Source organism: Haloarchaeobius ordinarius, assembly GCF_051801355.1.
Taxonomy (GTDB): Archaea; Halobacteriota; Halobacteria; order Halobacteriales; family Natrialbaceae; genus Haloarchaeobius.
In genome coordinates this window covers 3,212,128-3,225,506 of record NZ_CP196560.1, presented here as the reverse complement: position 1 = coordinate 3,225,506, position 13,379 = coordinate 3,212,128, and the positions used below count along the sequence as shown (strand labels likewise).

Annotated in this window: 16 protein-coding genes; 10 read left to right on the top strand and 6 right to left on the bottom strand. The window is 63.3% G+C overall.

Features of this window, described 5'->3' with window-relative positions:
- The first annotated feature begins 193 nt into the window (after positions 1 to 193).
- Genes ACSC1R_RS16865 through ACSC1R_RS16850 form a run of 4 tightly spaced genes read left to right on the top strand, consistent with a single transcriptional unit; the run spans position 194 to position 5,376 of the window.
- A complete protein-coding gene (locus tag ACSC1R_RS16865) occupies positions 194 to 1,339 on the top strand; it encodes a BMP family lipoprotein (RefSeq protein WP_439026885.1) in 1,146 nt (381 codons plus the stop codon).
- A 41-nt stretch (positions 1,340 to 1,380) separates the two neighbouring features.
- Positions 1,381 to 2,931: an ABC transporter ATP-binding protein gene (locus ACSC1R_RS16860; protein WP_439026884.1), complete on the top strand. Its 1,551-nt coding sequence runs from the start codon at positions 1,381 to 1,383 to the stop codon at positions 2,929 to 2,931.
- Positions 2,928 to 4,220, top strand: a complete 1,293-nt coding sequence (locus ACSC1R_RS16855) for an ABC transporter permease (protein WP_439026883.1) — start codon at positions 2,928 to 2,930, stop codon at positions 4,218 to 4,220. The genes ACSC1R_RS16860 and ACSC1R_RS16855 overlap by 4 nt, the downstream gene beginning before the upstream one ends.
- A 22-nt stretch (positions 4,221 to 4,242) precedes the next feature.
- A complete protein-coding gene (locus ACSC1R_RS16850; protein ID WP_439028738.1) occupies positions 4,243 to 5,376 on the top strand; it encodes an ABC transporter permease in 1,134 nt (377 codons plus the stop codon).
- Between the two features lie 15 nt (positions 5,377 to 5,391).
- On the opposite strand, the gene ACSC1R_RS16845 is transcribed toward ACSC1R_RS16850, so the two are convergent.
- Entirely contained in the window at positions 5,392 to 5,610 is a 219-nt protein-coding gene (locus ACSC1R_RS16845) for a hypothetical protein (RefSeq protein ID WP_439026882.1), read from the bottom strand.
- Between the two features lie 123 nt (positions 5,611 to 5,733).
- Between ACSC1R_RS16845 and cdd the strand changes: the two genes are divergently transcribed.
- The 4 genes from cdd (at position 5,734) to ACSC1R_RS16825 (ending at position 7,792) form a co-directional block, all read left to right on the top strand.
- Positions 5,734 to 6,138 (top strand): cytidine deaminase, encoded by a 405-nt coding sequence (gene cdd, locus ACSC1R_RS16840; RefSeq protein ID WP_439026881.1) that lies wholly within the window; start codon positions 5,734 to 5,736, stop codon positions 6,136 to 6,138.
- Positions 6,139 to 6,186: 48 nt separating this feature from the next.
- The gene (locus ACSC1R_RS16835) at positions 6,187 to 7,008 is read left to right on the top strand and encodes a nucleoside phosphorylase (protein WP_439026880.1); all 822 of its coding nucleotides are present in this window, start codon (positions 6,187 to 6,189) and stop codon (positions 7,006 to 7,008) included.
- Between the two features lie 191 nt (positions 7,009 to 7,199).
- Entirely contained in the window at positions 7,200 to 7,400 is a 201-nt protein-coding gene (locus ACSC1R_RS16830; RefSeq protein ID WP_439026879.1) for a DUF7557 family protein, read from the top strand.
- A complete protein-coding gene (locus ACSC1R_RS16825; RefSeq protein WP_439026878.1) occupies positions 7,397 to 7,792 on the top strand; it encodes a type II toxin-antitoxin system VapC family toxin in 396 nt (131 codons plus the stop codon). The genes ACSC1R_RS16830 and ACSC1R_RS16825 overlap by 4 nt, the downstream gene beginning before the upstream one ends.
- Positions 7,793 to 8,024: 232 nt before the next feature.
- On the opposite strand, the gene ACSC1R_RS16820 is transcribed toward ACSC1R_RS16825, so the two are convergent.
- From ACSC1R_RS16820 to ACSC1R_RS16810, 3 genes are all read right to left on the bottom strand, one after another.
- A complete protein-coding gene (locus tag ACSC1R_RS16820; RefSeq protein WP_439026877.1) occupies positions 8,025 to 8,312 on the bottom strand; it encodes a hypothetical protein in 288 nt (95 codons plus the stop codon).
- A 186-nt stretch (positions 8,313 to 8,498) separates the two neighbouring features.
- A complete protein-coding gene (locus ACSC1R_RS16815; RefSeq protein ID WP_439026876.1) occupies positions 8,499 to 9,656 on the bottom strand; it encodes an NAD(P)/FAD-dependent oxidoreductase in 1,158 nt (385 codons plus the stop codon).
- A gap of 69 nt (positions 9,657 to 9,725) precedes the next feature.
- Positions 9,726 to 10,259: an Rrf2 family transcriptional regulator gene (locus ACSC1R_RS16810; RefSeq protein WP_439026875.1), complete on the bottom strand. Its 534-nt coding sequence runs from the start codon at positions 10,257 to 10,259 to the stop codon at positions 9,726 to 9,728.
- 126 nt (positions 10,260 to 10,385) lie between these two features.
- On the opposite strand from ACSC1R_RS16810, the gene ACSC1R_RS16805 reads away from it, so the two are divergent.
- On the top strand, positions 10,386 to 11,321 hold the full coding sequence (locus ACSC1R_RS16805) for an NAD-dependent epimerase/dehydratase family protein (RefSeq protein ID WP_439026874.1): 936 nt from the start codon (positions 10,386 to 10,388) through the stop codon (positions 11,319 to 11,321).
- A 21-nt stretch (positions 11,322 to 11,342) separates the two neighbouring features.
- Here the strand turns inward: ACSC1R_RS16805 and ACSC1R_RS16800 are convergent, their stop codons facing one another.
- The gene (locus ACSC1R_RS16800) at positions 11,343 to 11,717 is read right to left on the bottom strand and encodes a hypothetical protein (protein WP_439026873.1); all 375 of its coding nucleotides are present in this window, start codon (positions 11,715 to 11,717) and stop codon (positions 11,343 to 11,345) included.
- A 154-nt stretch (positions 11,718 to 11,871) separates the two neighbouring features.
- Here ACSC1R_RS16800 and rocF point away from each other — a divergent pair, with 154 nt between their 5' ends.
- Complete coding sequence (gene rocF, locus ACSC1R_RS16795; RefSeq protein WP_439026872.1) at positions 11,872 to 12,798, top strand: arginase; 927 nt, start codon at positions 11,872 to 11,874, stop codon at positions 12,796 to 12,798.
- Positions 12,799 to 12,843: 45 nt separating this feature from the next.
- Here the strand turns inward: rocF and ACSC1R_RS16790 are convergent, their stop codons facing one another.
- Positions 12,844 to 13,278: an ester cyclase gene (locus ACSC1R_RS16790; protein ID WP_439026871.1), complete on the bottom strand. Its 435-nt coding sequence runs from the start codon at positions 13,276 to 13,278 to the stop codon at positions 12,844 to 12,846.
- Positions 13,279 to 13,379 lie beyond the last annotated feature (101 nt).

Sequence of the window (13,379 nt, the reverse complement as noted above, 5' to 3'; positions counted from 1 at the left end):
CGAACAGTCGCCGTGACGTATGTGGGGTGTCCCCTTACACAGTTAACCCGCTCCGGCGTATATATTTTCACCTGCGAATCAGTATACTGGCGAAAAATTTAGACGCGAAGGGAGTAAATATTTCCGCGTGTTCGGTGGGCGGTGACGGTGGTCCGACGGGTTTAAATCACGGTCGTTCATGGTACAACGACATATGAAGGGTGACAGACGAGCGTTTCTGAAGAGTGCAGGTGTGGCAGGTACCATCGCGCTCGCAGGATGTATCAGTAGTACAGACGATTCCGGTTCGACGGAGACGCCGACCGACGAACCCACCGAGACGACCGGTGGCGAGGAGACCGCCACCCAGACCGAAGAGCAGTCCACGTCCACCGCCGATTCCGAGGTCAACGTCGGGATGGTGTACGCCACCGGCGGCCTCGGCGACAAGTCGTTCAACGACATGGCCCAGCGCGGTGCAATCGAGGCCCGTGACGAACTCGGCATCTCCTTCGACCAGGCCCAGCCGGAGACGAACTCCGACTTCAAGCCGGCCCAGCGCCAGTTCGCCCAGGAGACCGACCCGAACTACGACCTCATCAGCTGTATCGGGTTCGCCCAGACGGACGCACTCAAGGAGAACGCGAGTCGCTACTCCGACCAGCACTTCATGCTCGTCGACTCCGTCGTCGAGGCGGACAACGTCGCGAACTACGTGTTCAAGGAGCACGAGGGCTCGTTCCAGGTTGGCCACCTCGCCGGCCTCCTCACCAGCCAGCAGTTCTCCACGGCGAACGCAGAGACCAGCGGTGACTCCACGACGCTCGGCTTCGTCGGCGGCGTGAAGGCCCCGCTCATCGAGAAGTTCCAGGCCGGGTTCGAAGCCGGTGCGAAGTACGCCAACGAGAACATCGAGGTCCAGAGTTCCTACATCGGCTCGTTCAACGACCCGACCGCCGGGAAGGAAGCCGCCGCCTCGATGTACGACTCCGGTGCGGACATCGTCTACCACGCCTCCGGTGCGACCGGTCTCGGCGTGTTCCAGGCCGCAAAGGAGAAGGGCAAGTTCGCCATCGGCGTCGACGCCGACCAGTCCAAGAGCGACCCGGACTTCAAAGAGTACATCCTCGCCAGCATGGTCAAGCGCGTGAACACCGCCGTCTTCGAGGCGATCGAGTCCGAAGTCAACGGCGAGTTCAAGGGTGGTAGCGTCATCACGCTCGGCCTCGAGCGCAACGGCGTCGAGTGTGTCTACGGCCAGACGCTCGGCTCGGAGATTCCGCAGTCGGTCAAGGACAAGATCACACAGTCCCGCGAGGACATCATCAACGGAGACATCTCCGTCCCCCAGAAGCCGTAGATTGGTGGTGCCACAATGGGCCACGACCGGGAGGATGAGAGATGACTGACGCGATTCGCCTCGAGGGCATCACGAAACGGTTCCCGGGCGTCGTCGCCAACGACGACGTGAACCTCACGGTCGAGAAGGGTAGCGTCCACGCCCTCCTCGGCGAGAACGGTGCCGGGAAGACGACCCTGATGAACGTCCTGTACGGGCTTTTGGAACCGAACGAGGGCGACATCTACGTCGACGGTGAGCGGCGGGACTTCGACTCGCCGCGGGATGCCATCGACGCCGGCATCGGGATGATTCACCAGCACTTCATGCTGGTCGACCCGATGACGGTCACCGAGAACATCGTCCTCGGGAACGAACCCCGGAAGTACTTCGACCTCGTGGTCGACAAGGACCGGGCGAGACAGGAGGTCCGCGAGTTGAGCCAGCGATACGGCTTCGACGTCGACCCGACCGCGACCGTCGAGGACGTCAGTGTGGGTGTCCAACAGCGCGTCGAGATTCTGAAGGCGCTGTACCGTGGAGCCGACGTGCTCATCCTCGACGAGCCGACGGCAGTGCTGACCCCGCAAGAAGTCGAAGACCTGTTCGCCGTCATCGACGAGTTGACCGACCAGGGGAAGACGGTCATCTTCATCACCCACAAACTCGGTGAAGCGATGCACTCTGCCGACGACATCACCGTTCTTCGGGACGGGAAGACCATCGCGACGATGTCCGCCGACGGCGTGACGCGGGAGGAACTCGCAGAGAAGATGGTCGGCCGTGAAGTGCTCCTGGAGGTCGACGCCGAAGACCAGGAACCCGGCGCGACCGGGCTCGAGGTCGAGAACCTCACCGTCACCGACGACGAGGGAATCGACCAGGTCAGCGACGTGTCGTTCGCGGTCCGCGAAGGCGAGATATTCGGCATCGCGGGCGTCGACGGAAACGGCCAGGCGGAACTCGTCGAGGCCGTCACCGGTCTGTCCTTCCCGTCAGAGGGTCACATCCACGTCGAAGACGAAGACATCACCGAGAAGTCTCGGCGTGAACGAATCGACGACGGGATGGCGTACATCCCGGAAGACCGTCACGAACGCGGACTCGTGATGGACTTCGACCTCGTCGAGAACGGCCTCCTCGGCAGCCAACACGCCGCGCCCTACGCGGAGAACGGTCGCATCGACTGGGACACCGTCCGTTCCCACGCCGAGGACATCATCGAGACGTACGACGTCCGCCCCCCGAACCCGGACGCCGAAGCACACTCGCTCTCCGGCGGAAATCAACAGAAGTTCATCGTCGGTCGCGAGTTCGCCCGCGACCCGCGGGTCGTCGTCGCCACCCACCCGACACGTGGGGTCGACATCGGTTCGACGGAGTTCATCCACGAGCAGATCCTCGAACTCCGCAAACAGGGTCGCGCTATCCTGCTGGTCTCGTCGAAACTCGACGAGGTACGCCAGCTATCAGACCGACTCGGTGTGATGTACGAAGGAGAAATAATGGACGTCGTCGACCCGGACGAAGCGACAGAAGAGGACATCGGCCTCCTGATGGCTGGCGAGCAGCCAGAGGGACTCGAGACGGTTCGCGAAGGTGAGGCGAAATGAGCCGCCTCCGTGACCTCCTCGACCGTCTGGCCGGCATCTCCGGCGCGGAACGGCTGTTCATCAGCGTCGCCGCGCTGGCGCTATCCATCGTGGTCGGCGGCTTCCTCGTGTTCTTCTCCGGCCTCGCGGCGTCGTGCCAGGAGGCCACGCAGTTCCACCTCGCGATTCCGCTCCCGGGCGCGTTCGAGATTCTCCTGTTCGACGGGAGCATCTCGCTGTTCGGGGCGACCGCGTGTTACGACCCCATCAACGTCTACGGAAAGCTGTTCGTCGGCGCCATCGGCGGCTTCCCGTGGGAACAGGGCTGGTCAGCGACCAACTTCTCGATGGAGGTGCTCCTCCAGCGAGCGACGCTGTTGCTGTTCACCGGCCTCTCGGTCGCCGTCGCGTTCCGCGCCGGCATGTTCAACATCGGAACGCAGGGCCAGCTCATCTTCGGGGCGCTTGCCACCGCGGTGGTCCTCATCGCGGCTGGCGACGTCGTCCCCGGCGGCATCGCCGGGACGGTCGTCCTCATCCCGCTCGCCCTCGTCACCGGTGCGATATTCGGTGGCATCTGGGGCGCGATTCCCGGCGCGCTGAAGGCGTACGCGGAGGCGAACGAGGTCATCACGACCATCATGTTGAACTTCGTCGCGCTGTACCTCGCGACCTTGCTCACGAAGGAGTTCTTTCAGGACCCGGGCGCTGGCATCACCCAGACGCGCTCGGTCCCGTCGAACGCGTTCTTCCCGAGCCTGCCGTTCGGGTTCACGGAAGGGACGTTCTCGCTGCTCGTGTTCCTGTTCGCGCTCGCGCTCGCTGGGGGCGTGTACGTCCTGCTCTGGCGGACCTCGTTCGGGTTCGACGTCCGGACGAGCGGCCTCCAGCCCGAAGCCGCGACCTACGGCGGCGTCGACGCCGAGCGGACGATGGTCGCCAGCATGACGCTCTCCGGTGCCCTCGGTGGCATCGGCGGTGCGGCCTGGGTGCTCACCTCGACTGGGCGTTTCCTGAGTTCGGTGCCGTCGCTCGGTTTCGACGGAATCACCGTCTCCGTACTCGCGGGGAACAACCCCATCGGCGTCGTCTTCAGTTCGCTGCTGTTCGGCGTCCTGAAAAGCGGCGGGAACGCGCTCAACTTCGAGACGGACGTGCCGCCGGAGCTGACGGCGGTGCTGTCCGGCCTCATCATCCTGTTCGTCGCCATGCCCGAGTTCTTCCGCATGATCGGAAAGCGACTCCCGAGTGCCGGGTCCAGCGACGGTCGTGGCGCTGTCGCGACCGACGGAGGTGAGGACGATGGCTGAGGCCGAATCGCTCGGCGACCGGATGCGCTCGCTCGGCACCAGACGGCTGGCCGCCTACGCGACTGCCGTCCTCCTCGCGGTCCTCGCACTGTGGGGAGTCGTCTCACCGCAGTCGACAGCGGGGAAAATCGTCTCGACAGCGGTCAGCCAGAGCACCATCGAGTCCTCGTTGCGACTCGCCGTTCCCATCGCACTGACCGCCGTCGGCGGTATCTACGCCGAGAAGAGCGGCGTCATCAACATCGGACTCGAAGGGCTGCTCATCGTCTCCGCGTTCGTGAGCGTCCTCGTCACCGAGCGCCTCGGTGCCGGTGGCTCGACCGGCCTCCCGCCGGTCATCCACCTCGACATGGGCGGCACCATCTACCACCTGGACCCCGGCTATCAGGTCCTCGTGCCGAACATCTGGGTCGGGTTCCTCGCCGGTGTCCTCACCAGCGTGCTGTTCGCACTGCTGTTCGGAATCATCTGTATCGAGTTCGAGGCAGACCAGATTATCGCCGGGCTCGCCGTCTGGCTGGTGGCGCTCGGGCTCGCCCCGTTCGCCGCGAAGGTGTTCTACGACCGTCCCTCGACCCCGCAGGTCGGGACGGTCGGCACCTGGTCGGTCCCACTGCTCTCGGACATCCCGTTCGTCGGCCCCATCTTCTTCGAGGCCAGCCCGATGGTGTTCATGATGCTCGTCGCGGTCCCCGGGTCGTGGTACGTCATGAACCGGACGAGCTTCGGCTACTGGGTCCGCGCCAGCGGTGAGAACCCGAAAGCGCTGGATACGGTCGGCGTCAACGTCCACCGTGTCCGCTACGCGGCGGTGTTGCTCTCGGGTCTCTTCGCCGGTATCGGCGGCACCGCGCTGTCGGTCGGGAACATCGGGCAGTTCTCGGGTGCCGGCCAGACGATGGTCGACGGCCGTGGCTTCATCGCCATCGCGGCCTACCTGTTCGGGAACTACAACCCCATCGGCGCGTTCGGGGCATCGTACCTGTTCTCCAGTCTGCAGGCGATTCAGCTTCGCCTGCAGGGAGTCCAGATAGACATCCCGACGGAGATATTCCTCATGCTGCCGTACGTGGTCGTCGTTGTCGTGCTCGTGCTGGTCGGCAAGACCCGCACGCCTGCGGCAGCTGGCGAGCACTACGACTCGAACGAGGACTGACTTCCGAACCCCCGATTACGCTTCTTTCGTGGCTGACTTCGACCGGTGTGCCATCGCGCCCTTGAGCGCGAGCAGGACGAAGACGAGGCCCTCTATACGAGCGGCTTTGACGACCCAGGGCCTGACTTCGAACTCGTCTGGCGTGTGATACGCCATGCGAGTCCAGAAGTTCGTGAGCTGTCTCGGGAACAGGAACTCGATGAGGCCGAGGACGAACATGACTGTTCGGAACATACTGGAACGTACGGGACCGAGGCGTAAGAGCCGATTTTCACCGTGTTGAAGGATTCAGGTCGGTGAGCCACCTGCCCGTCGGCTCTCGGTGGGTTCTTGAAACCGCTCGTCGTACGAGGCGATATGGACGACGAGGCCCTCATCGAAGCTGCTCGCGAGATGCTCGACCGGGCGTATGCCCCGTACTCGGAGTATACGGTCGGCGCGGCTATCGAGACCACCGACGGAACTGTCTACGCCGGGTGCAACATCGAGAACGCCAACTACTCGAACAGCCTGCACGCCGAGGAGGTCGCGATCTCGCAGGCGATCACTGAGGGCCACACCGAGTTCACCAAGATTGCGGTGACCTCGGGCAAGCGAGACGGCGTCACCCCGTGCGGAATGTGTCGGCAGACGCTCGCGGAGTTCTGTGACGACGACTTCGTGGTTCTGTGTGACGAGAAGGAAGGCTACGCAGCCTACGAACTCGGCACGCTCCTCCCGGACACCATCACCGCCGAGATGGTCGCCCGCGACGGCGAGTGAGCGACCCGAGTGGACAGACCTATTTCTGTGCCCGCGTAACGCGATTCCATGACTGGCAACAGCGAAGACCCTAACGCTGACGTGCAGTATCACATCGAGGTCGGCCCCGAGGACGTGGCCGACACGGTCCTCCTTCCCGGCAACCCCGAGCGAGTCGACAAGATTACCGAGTTCTGGGACGACCACGAGGAGCGTGCCTCTCACCGCGAGTACCGGACCGCGACCGGGACCTACGACGGCACGCCGATCTCGGTCACCTCCACCGGTATCGGCTCACCGTCCGCTGCAATCGCGGTCGAGGAACTCGCTCGTGTCGGCGTGGACACGTTCATCCGCGTCGGCTCCTGTGGTGCAATCCAGCCCGACATGGAGGTCGGTGACCTCGTCATCACGACCGGCGGCGTCCGTCAGGAAGGCACCAGCAAGGAGTACGTCCGCGAGGACTACCCCGCGACCGCCGACTTCGAGGTCGTGAGCGCGCTCATCGCCGCTGCCGAGCGCCTCGGCTACGACTACCACACCGGCATCACGATGTCCGCGGACTCCTTCTACGCCGGGCAGGGTCGCCCCGGCTTCGAGGATTTCCAGGCCGCCGGTGGTGAGGAACTGGTCGAGAACCTCAAGGAGGCCAACGTCAAGAACATCGAGATGGAGGCCGCCGCCATCATGACAATCGCGAACGTCTACGGCCTGCGCGCTGGCGCGGTCTGCTCGGTGTACGCCAACCGCATCACCGGCGAGTTCCGCACCGAGGGCGAGTCCCGGGCCTCCGAGTGTGCGTCGCTCGCGACGAAGCTCCTCGCGAAGATGGACGCGAAGAAGGCCGAGGCTGGCGTCGACCGCTGGCACGCTGGGCTGTCGCTGGACTGAGTCTGGCGAACAGGCGACGGATTCAGGTTTCGCGCGGAGGGTCGTCGCACACCCGCCGTGTTCCCCGCGCGGCCGTTTTCAGGGCACGGCGGGTCTGGTTCCGTGCTGGTATTTGAATTCTCGTGGTGGACCGTGCGACCGTCGCTGGTTCAGCATGGGCCGGTCCCTCAAACTACTTCTGACGTATGCACATGAGCACGTCCATCCGAGTCTCCGATGAGACGAAAGAGAAACTCGCGCGATTGAAGCGCGAAGACGAGAGCTGGGACGAGTTCCTCGACAGACTGGCGAACGAGGGCGCAGGGATGACGGCCGGTGCGTGGGAGGGGACTGACAAAGCCGAGACGGCCCGTGACGCAATCAAGCGTTCCCGGGAGAGTTTCGAGCAGTGACGGTTCTCGATTCGTCGGTCATCATCGATTACCTCGACGGCGTCAAGGAGATAGTCGAATTCGTCAACGAGCAGCCAGTGCTCGCCATGTCAAGTATCTGTGTCTACGAAGTGCTCGCTGGGGAGGTGTTCTCGTCGGGTGAGACGGACCTCGTCGGCGCGCGTGCCAACTTCGGTCGAGTCACCGCGCTCGATTTCTCCGAAGAGATCGCGTTCGAAGCGGCCCGGATGCAAGAGCGCCTCCTCGATTCTGGCACTCCCATGTCGTCGCGCGACCTCATAATCGCGGCTACTGCACGGTCCGCTGGAAAAGAACTCGTCGTTTCAGACGCGGACTTCGACACGGAGGGCCTTCGTGAATTGCTTTCCATCCGGAAAATCGGGCCGTATTGACTTCTCGTAGGTCAACCAGAGAGTAGTGTCGGCCGGTACCAATTTCTACAATCGTTGTCAGTCATCGCCTGCTGGATGGACAGGATGGAGGCAGTAATCGACGCACGTCTGGCTCGCCTCCGAGGCAATGGATACGTCGACAGACCTGGATTGCGAGTGAATCGCCAGAGGTCCTGACAACTCGCTATCGTGTTCTATGGCTTCTGTAAATACAGCGCGTTGGTCAGCTTGATTACTCCGAGAAACGTCTTGTCCCGATGTTCTTGTCCGGTAACTCCACAGCATCCACGGGACCCTGCCCGCTGCCAGTATACAAGACTTCAGACGTGCCATCCTCTTTCACCCAAAAAGAAACGTTTGCTCCGCCGGGACCGGTCGCCTCGACGGTTATCTTTCCCCTTTTCTGGACAACGTTGGTAACGGTCGAAGCTATTGGATTGTCAACATCAGCGTCCGTTCCAATCCATTTGATGCGGTCTCCTTCCTCTGCTTCGGTTGCGGTCTCCCAGACGGTTGCCATAGCCAGAACTTCATAAAGAAGCCCATTCAATGTTTCGCGCAGTGGCTCTCAATTCAGCACGGGACCTTCGACAAACTCTATTCAGCATATGACTAACGCGACAGACCCAGTCCTCTGAGTGTCGTAATCGGGCCGCTATCCAACGTCCGGTCGTCAGCGAGAGATAGAAAGAAACGAAGAACCGACCTACAGCGCGTCCCAGGACTTCCGGGCGCGGTTCCAGCCGGTGATGGTCGCGATCCAGCGTGCCGCGATGAGCTTCTTCAGCGTCTCGGCGGGGAAGCCACCGAAGGTCGAGATGGGGAGCATGTCGACGTCGTGGGCGACGGCCTTGTCACCGATAGAGACGACGGTCCCCTTGTCCTTGTGGGTCCACGTCTCGAGGCGCTGACCGTTGATTTCGCGGACGACGTTCTCGGCGACGACTTCTGCGGCCTGCCAGGCGGCCTGCGCGGTCGGCGGGGCAGGGCGCTCGCCGGGCTGCTCGATGACGGCGGAGTCACCGATGGCGAACACGCGCTCGTCGGAGGTCTGGAAGGTCATGTCCGCGTTGAGGCGGTTGTGCTCGTTCTCGAGGTCGACCTCGTCCATGCAGTCGTGGCCGGTGATGCCGCCGGTCCAGAGGAAGACGTCGAAGTCGAGGGGGTCGCCCTCGTCGAAGTGGATGGTGCCCTCCTCGGCCTCGGTGATGGGGTCGTTCGTGAGAATCTCGATGTCCGCGTCTTCGAGGCGCTTTCTGAGCGCGCCCTGAATCTCGGCATCACCCGGCGGGAAGATCTCTTCGAGCGCTTCCACGAGGTAGATATCCATCGGCGCGCGGTGCTTGTCGCGGAACTCCGCGATCTCACCGGCGGACTGGATGCCGGAGAGGCCGGCACCGCCGACGACGACGGTCGCGCGGTCGTCGCGTGTCGCCTCCTCGGCTGCCTCCTTGACGGCGTCGTGAATCTCGAGTGCGTCGTCGAGGTTCTTCAGCGTGAGCGAGTGTTCGGCCATCCCGGGGATGCCGTAGTAGGCGGTCTGGCTGCCCAGCGCGACGACGACGTAGTCGTAGTCGACGGTGGTGCCGTCGGCGAGTTCGACGACGCGCTCGTCGACGTCGACGTCTGCCACTTCGCCCTTGATGAACTCCGTCCCGGGGTCGGCGATCTCGCCGACGGGGACCGTTATCTTGTCCTGGACTGTCGGGTCCCGGATGCACCGGTGGGACTCGTGCAGAACGAGGTGGTAGTCCTTGTCAGCGACCCACGTCAGTTCGACGTTTGGGCCGACCTTCTCCTGTAAATCGTTGATGGTGCCTGCACCGGCATAACCCGCGCCGAGCACGACGACCTTCGTAGCCATACGGGAACCTCAGAAACCGACCGATACAAAGGTGTTGAAACCCCGTTGGGTGTGCGAACTGTTGGCAGTCTAATGCTCCGGTTCTTCGGCCGGTGCCTCCATCCCGTCGATGCGGAGGATGATGATGTTGTTCGTATCGTCTTTCCCGTCGACGGTGCCGGTGATACGGAGCTTCGAGAGGGGGGTCGGGCCGACGATGACGGAATCTCCCTCGTGGATGTCACGCACTGACCCCTGCACGTGAATCTCCGCACGACAGAGTTCCGGGTGGTGGACCGACGAGAGGTCGATCTCTTCGACGATGGCGTCCTCGACCGCTTCGCCCTCGTGGAAGAACGGGACGGTCGCAGGCTCGTCCATCTGCTGGATTTCGAGTGCTTCGTACGCGGCTGCAGTGGGCTTGTACCCGCCTTTCGGGCCGGGTACACCTTCGACCAGCTGGAGGGCTTTCAGGCTCTGCATCTGGTTGCGGATGGTCCCGGGGTTCCGGTCGACGCGCTCGGCGATGTCTTCACCCTTGACGGCGTCTTCGGTCTTCCGGTGGAGGTTGATGAGCGCCTGTAGGATGTTTTTCTGGCTCGGGGTCAGCTCGATTGACGACATGGAAAATCATTCGTAATTCGCGTCCTTAAAGGCGTGGGATAGTGGCCGGTTCGACAGACTGTACCGTTCATCAGGGTGAGGACAGTAAACGATAGAGATACAAACCTCCCTAGACGACGCACTCACATGCAGGACAAGCGCGTCCTCGTCACCGGCGGCGCAGGGTTTATCGGATCGAATCTCGCGAACTATCTCGCAGCAGAGAACGAAGTCGTCGTCGTCGACGACTGTTACCTCGGGACACCCGAGAACCTCGACGACGACGTCGAGTTCCACGAGCAGAGCGTCCTCGACGACGACCTCCCGACCGAGGGCGTGGACGTCCTCTTCCACCTCGCAGCACTCTCGTCGCTGAAGATGCACGAGGACTCCCGCGAGAACCTCTGCAACGGCCTCCGCGTCAACGTCGAGGGGTTCGCGAACACCGTCGAACAGTGCCGCGAAGACGGGTGTGACACGGTCGTCTACGCCTCGACCTCCTCCATCTACGGGAACCGAACCGAGCCTTCTCCCGAATCGATGGACGTCGTCGCGAACACGGGATACGAGGCCTCGAAGCTCGCCCGAGAACGCTACGCCGAGTACTTCCACAACTACCACGACCTCTCGATGGCCGGCATGCGCTTTTTCTCCGTCTATCAGGGCTACGAGGGCGGCGCGGAGGAACACAAGGGCGAGTTCGCCAACATCGTCGCACAGTTCGCCGACTGGCTCGCGAACGACGAACCGCCGGTCATCTACGGCGACGGGACCCACACCCGCGACCTGACGTACGTCGACGACATCGTCCGCGGTCTCGAAGCGGCCGCCGACTACGAGCTGACCGGCATCTACAACCTGGGGACCGGGGAACAGTACTCCGCGAACGAAATCGTCGAGACCCTGTGTGACATCATGGGCAAGGACATCGAGCCCGAACACGTCGAGAACCCCATCGACGAGGACGTGTTCGTCCAGCACACGATGGCAGACCACACGAAGATGACGGAGGCGACCGGCTGGGAACCGCAGGTCAGTTTCGAAGAAGGGATGCGCCGCGTCTGCGAGCCGTACCTGGACTGAGTTCGAAGGCGAACTGGCCGGTCAGTCGAACTTCCGGTCTTTCGTAATCGCTTCCCACTTTCTGGCCTGGGCGTACTCCTCGGCGTCTGCCGCGTAGGACATGACAGTGACGACGAGCAGCGGAATGGACCACATCGCGATGAACCCAGCCGAGGCGACGATGACGATTGCCGCGACGTCCGGTCGGGCCACGAAGCCGAGCCAGTAGACGAACGCACCGAGGACGGCGAACGTCCCGAGCCGGACGAACACCTGCTCTGCGCGGAGTTGACGGAGGTCGTACAGCGAGTTGTTCTCGAACAGTCGGCCGAGGAGGATGGCGGCGAGGACCCAGACGACGAACCTGAGCGGGATGTTTCCGAGGCCGTCGTAGCTGGCGGAGGCGTCCGTACTCATGTGGGTTGCTAACGCGACATGGTGACTTGTAAGTGCGGGAAACTACAGTGCGCGTTTTTCTTATCAGGAATCCAAGTTCACGCCCCGGCTCCTGCCTGCCCACGCACGGTCTGCAACCGGTTCGTTGATACCGTCACCGTGAGAAACGAGGGCTATGTCCAGACAGGTCCGACTCATCGGTGCACCGACCGACTACGGAGCGAACCGACGTGGCGTCGACATGGGGCCGTCGGCCATCCGGTACGCGGGGCTGGCGAACCAGCTCGAAGACGCAGGCGTCGAGTGTGTCGACACGGGGGACCTCCTCGTCCCGACCGCAGAGACCCGCGACCCGGATGCAAAAGAGCCGGACGAGGCCGGTCGTGACGCAAAGTTCGTCCGCGAGGTCGAGGACGTCTGTTCCCGGCTCGCCGACCAGGTCGCCGACTCCATCGACGAGGGCTACGTCCCCGTCGTCCTCGGTGGTGACCACTCCATCGCCATCGGCTCGCTCAAGGGTGCCTCGCGCGACGCCGAGATCGGCACCATCTGGTTCGACGCCCACGGCGACTACAACACACCCGAAACCTCGCCGAGCGGGAACATCCACGGGATGCCCCTCGCAGCAGCACTGGGGTACCGCGACTTCGATGGTGTGGAATGGGCGAACTCGCCGAACCTCAGCGAGGAGAACACGGTCTGGGTCGGTCTGCGCGACATCGACAGCGAAGAGGCCCAGGCGATTCGAAACAGCGAGGGCACGGTCTTCACCATGTCGGACATCGACGAACACGGCATCGCCGAGGTCGTCGACGAGGCGCTGGAGATCGCCACTGCTGGCGTCGACGGCATCCACGTCAGCCTCGACCTCGACTGGCTCGACCCCAACGAGGCACCCGGCGTCGGGACGCCCGTCCACGGCGGTGTCACCTACCGCGAGGCGCACTACGCGCTCGAACGCGTCGCCGAGTACGACCGGAATCACGAGGTGCTCCGGTCCATGGAACTCGTCGAGGTGAATCCGGTGCTCGACGAGCAGAACCAGACCGCGAAGCTGGCGACCGAACTGGCGGCCAGCGGCCTCGGCAAGCGCATCATCTGAGGACCACTGCGTTCGAACAGGCCGTGACAGCGAGGGAGTGCCCCGTCACTCCGCGGGGAGGACATCGAACTTCTCGAGCGTCTCGAACACGTCGAGGAACGTCTTCGACTCGGCTATCGACCCTTCGTCGAACGCATAGAGCACCATCCCATCGGTTCGAATCGTCTCTCCAGTCGGCGGGATGCCCGCCAGGGTGTCCATGTGCGTCCCGGCCACGTCGAAGTGGACGGCCACGAAATCACCCTCACAGACGACCGCTTCGACCGTCGTCCGGAGGTCGGGGAACGCCTCGTGGACGGCGGCGACCGCTGCAGCCTCCCCGGCAGCGTCCGTGGGTGCAGGCCCCAGGCCACTGGCCCGGTAGTCCTCGGTCACGAGGGCCGGGTCGAACTGCCCGGTCTGCCAGCGGCTCTCGAACAGGGCACAGGCGTGTTCACGTTTCTCTCGCAGCGTCAACGCTTGGGGGGTGAGTGTCGGCATGGTTGTCCTGGGTGACCGGGTGTCGCGTAGACACACAGAGGCTCGCCGGAGACAAAGCTAATGCGCGGATAGACCAGTTCGACGGATGAGAAAACGGTGGT

Coding starts and splice junctions, on each gene's coding strand:
- ACSC1R_RS16860 (WP_439026884.1), top strand. CDS start 1,381: ATGACTGACGCGATTCGCCTCGAGGGCATCACGAAACGGTTCCCGGGC.
- ACSC1R_RS16835 (WP_439026880.1), top strand. CDS start 6,187: ATGACTGGCAACAGCGAAGACCCTAACGCTGACGTGCAGTATCACATC.
- ACSC1R_RS16800 (WP_439026873.1), bottom strand. CDS start 11,717: ATGAGTACGGACGCCTCCGCCAGCTACGACGGCCTCGGAAACATCCCG.
- cdd (WP_439026881.1), top strand. CDS start 5,734: ATGGACGACGAGGCCCTCATCGAAGCTGCTCGCGAGATGCTCGACCGG.
- rocF (WP_439026872.1), top strand. CDS start 11,872: ATGTCCAGACAGGTCCGACTCATCGGTGCACCGACCGACTACGGAGCG.
- ACSC1R_RS16810 (WP_439026875.1), bottom strand. CDS start 10,259: ATGTCGTCAATCGAGCTGACCCCGAGCCAGAAAAACATCCTACAGGCG.
- ACSC1R_RS16865 (WP_439026885.1), top strand. CDS start 194: ATGAAGGGTGACAGACGAGCGTTTCTGAAGAGTGCAGGTGTGGCAGGT.
- ACSC1R_RS16845 (WP_439026882.1), bottom strand. CDS start 5,610: ATGTTCCGAACAGTCATGTTCGTCCTCGGCCTCATCGAGTTCCTGTTC.
- ACSC1R_RS16790 (WP_439026871.1), bottom strand. CDS start 13,278: ATGCCGACACTCACCCCCCAAGCGTTGACGCTGCGAGAGAAACGTGAA.
- ACSC1R_RS16855 (WP_439026883.1), top strand. CDS start 2,928: ATGAGCCGCCTCCGTGACCTCCTCGACCGTCTGGCCGGCATCTCCGGC.
- ACSC1R_RS16820 (WP_439026877.1), bottom strand. CDS start 8,312: ATGGCAACCGTCTGGGAGACCGCAACCGAAGCAGAGGAAGGAGACCGC.
- ACSC1R_RS16815 (WP_439026876.1), bottom strand. CDS start 9,656: ATGGCTACGAAGGTCGTCGTGCTCGGCGCGGGTTATGCCGGTGCAGGC.
- ACSC1R_RS16830 (WP_439026879.1), top strand. CDS start 7,200: ATGAGCACGTCCATCCGAGTCTCCGATGAGACGAAAGAGAAACTCGCG.
- ACSC1R_RS16805 (WP_439026874.1), top strand. CDS start 10,386: ATGCAGGACAAGCGCGTCCTCGTCACCGGCGGCGCAGGGTTTATCGGA.
- ACSC1R_RS16850 (WP_439028738.1), top strand. CDS start 4,243: ATGCGCTCGCTCGGCACCAGACGGCTGGCCGCCTACGCGACTGCCGTC.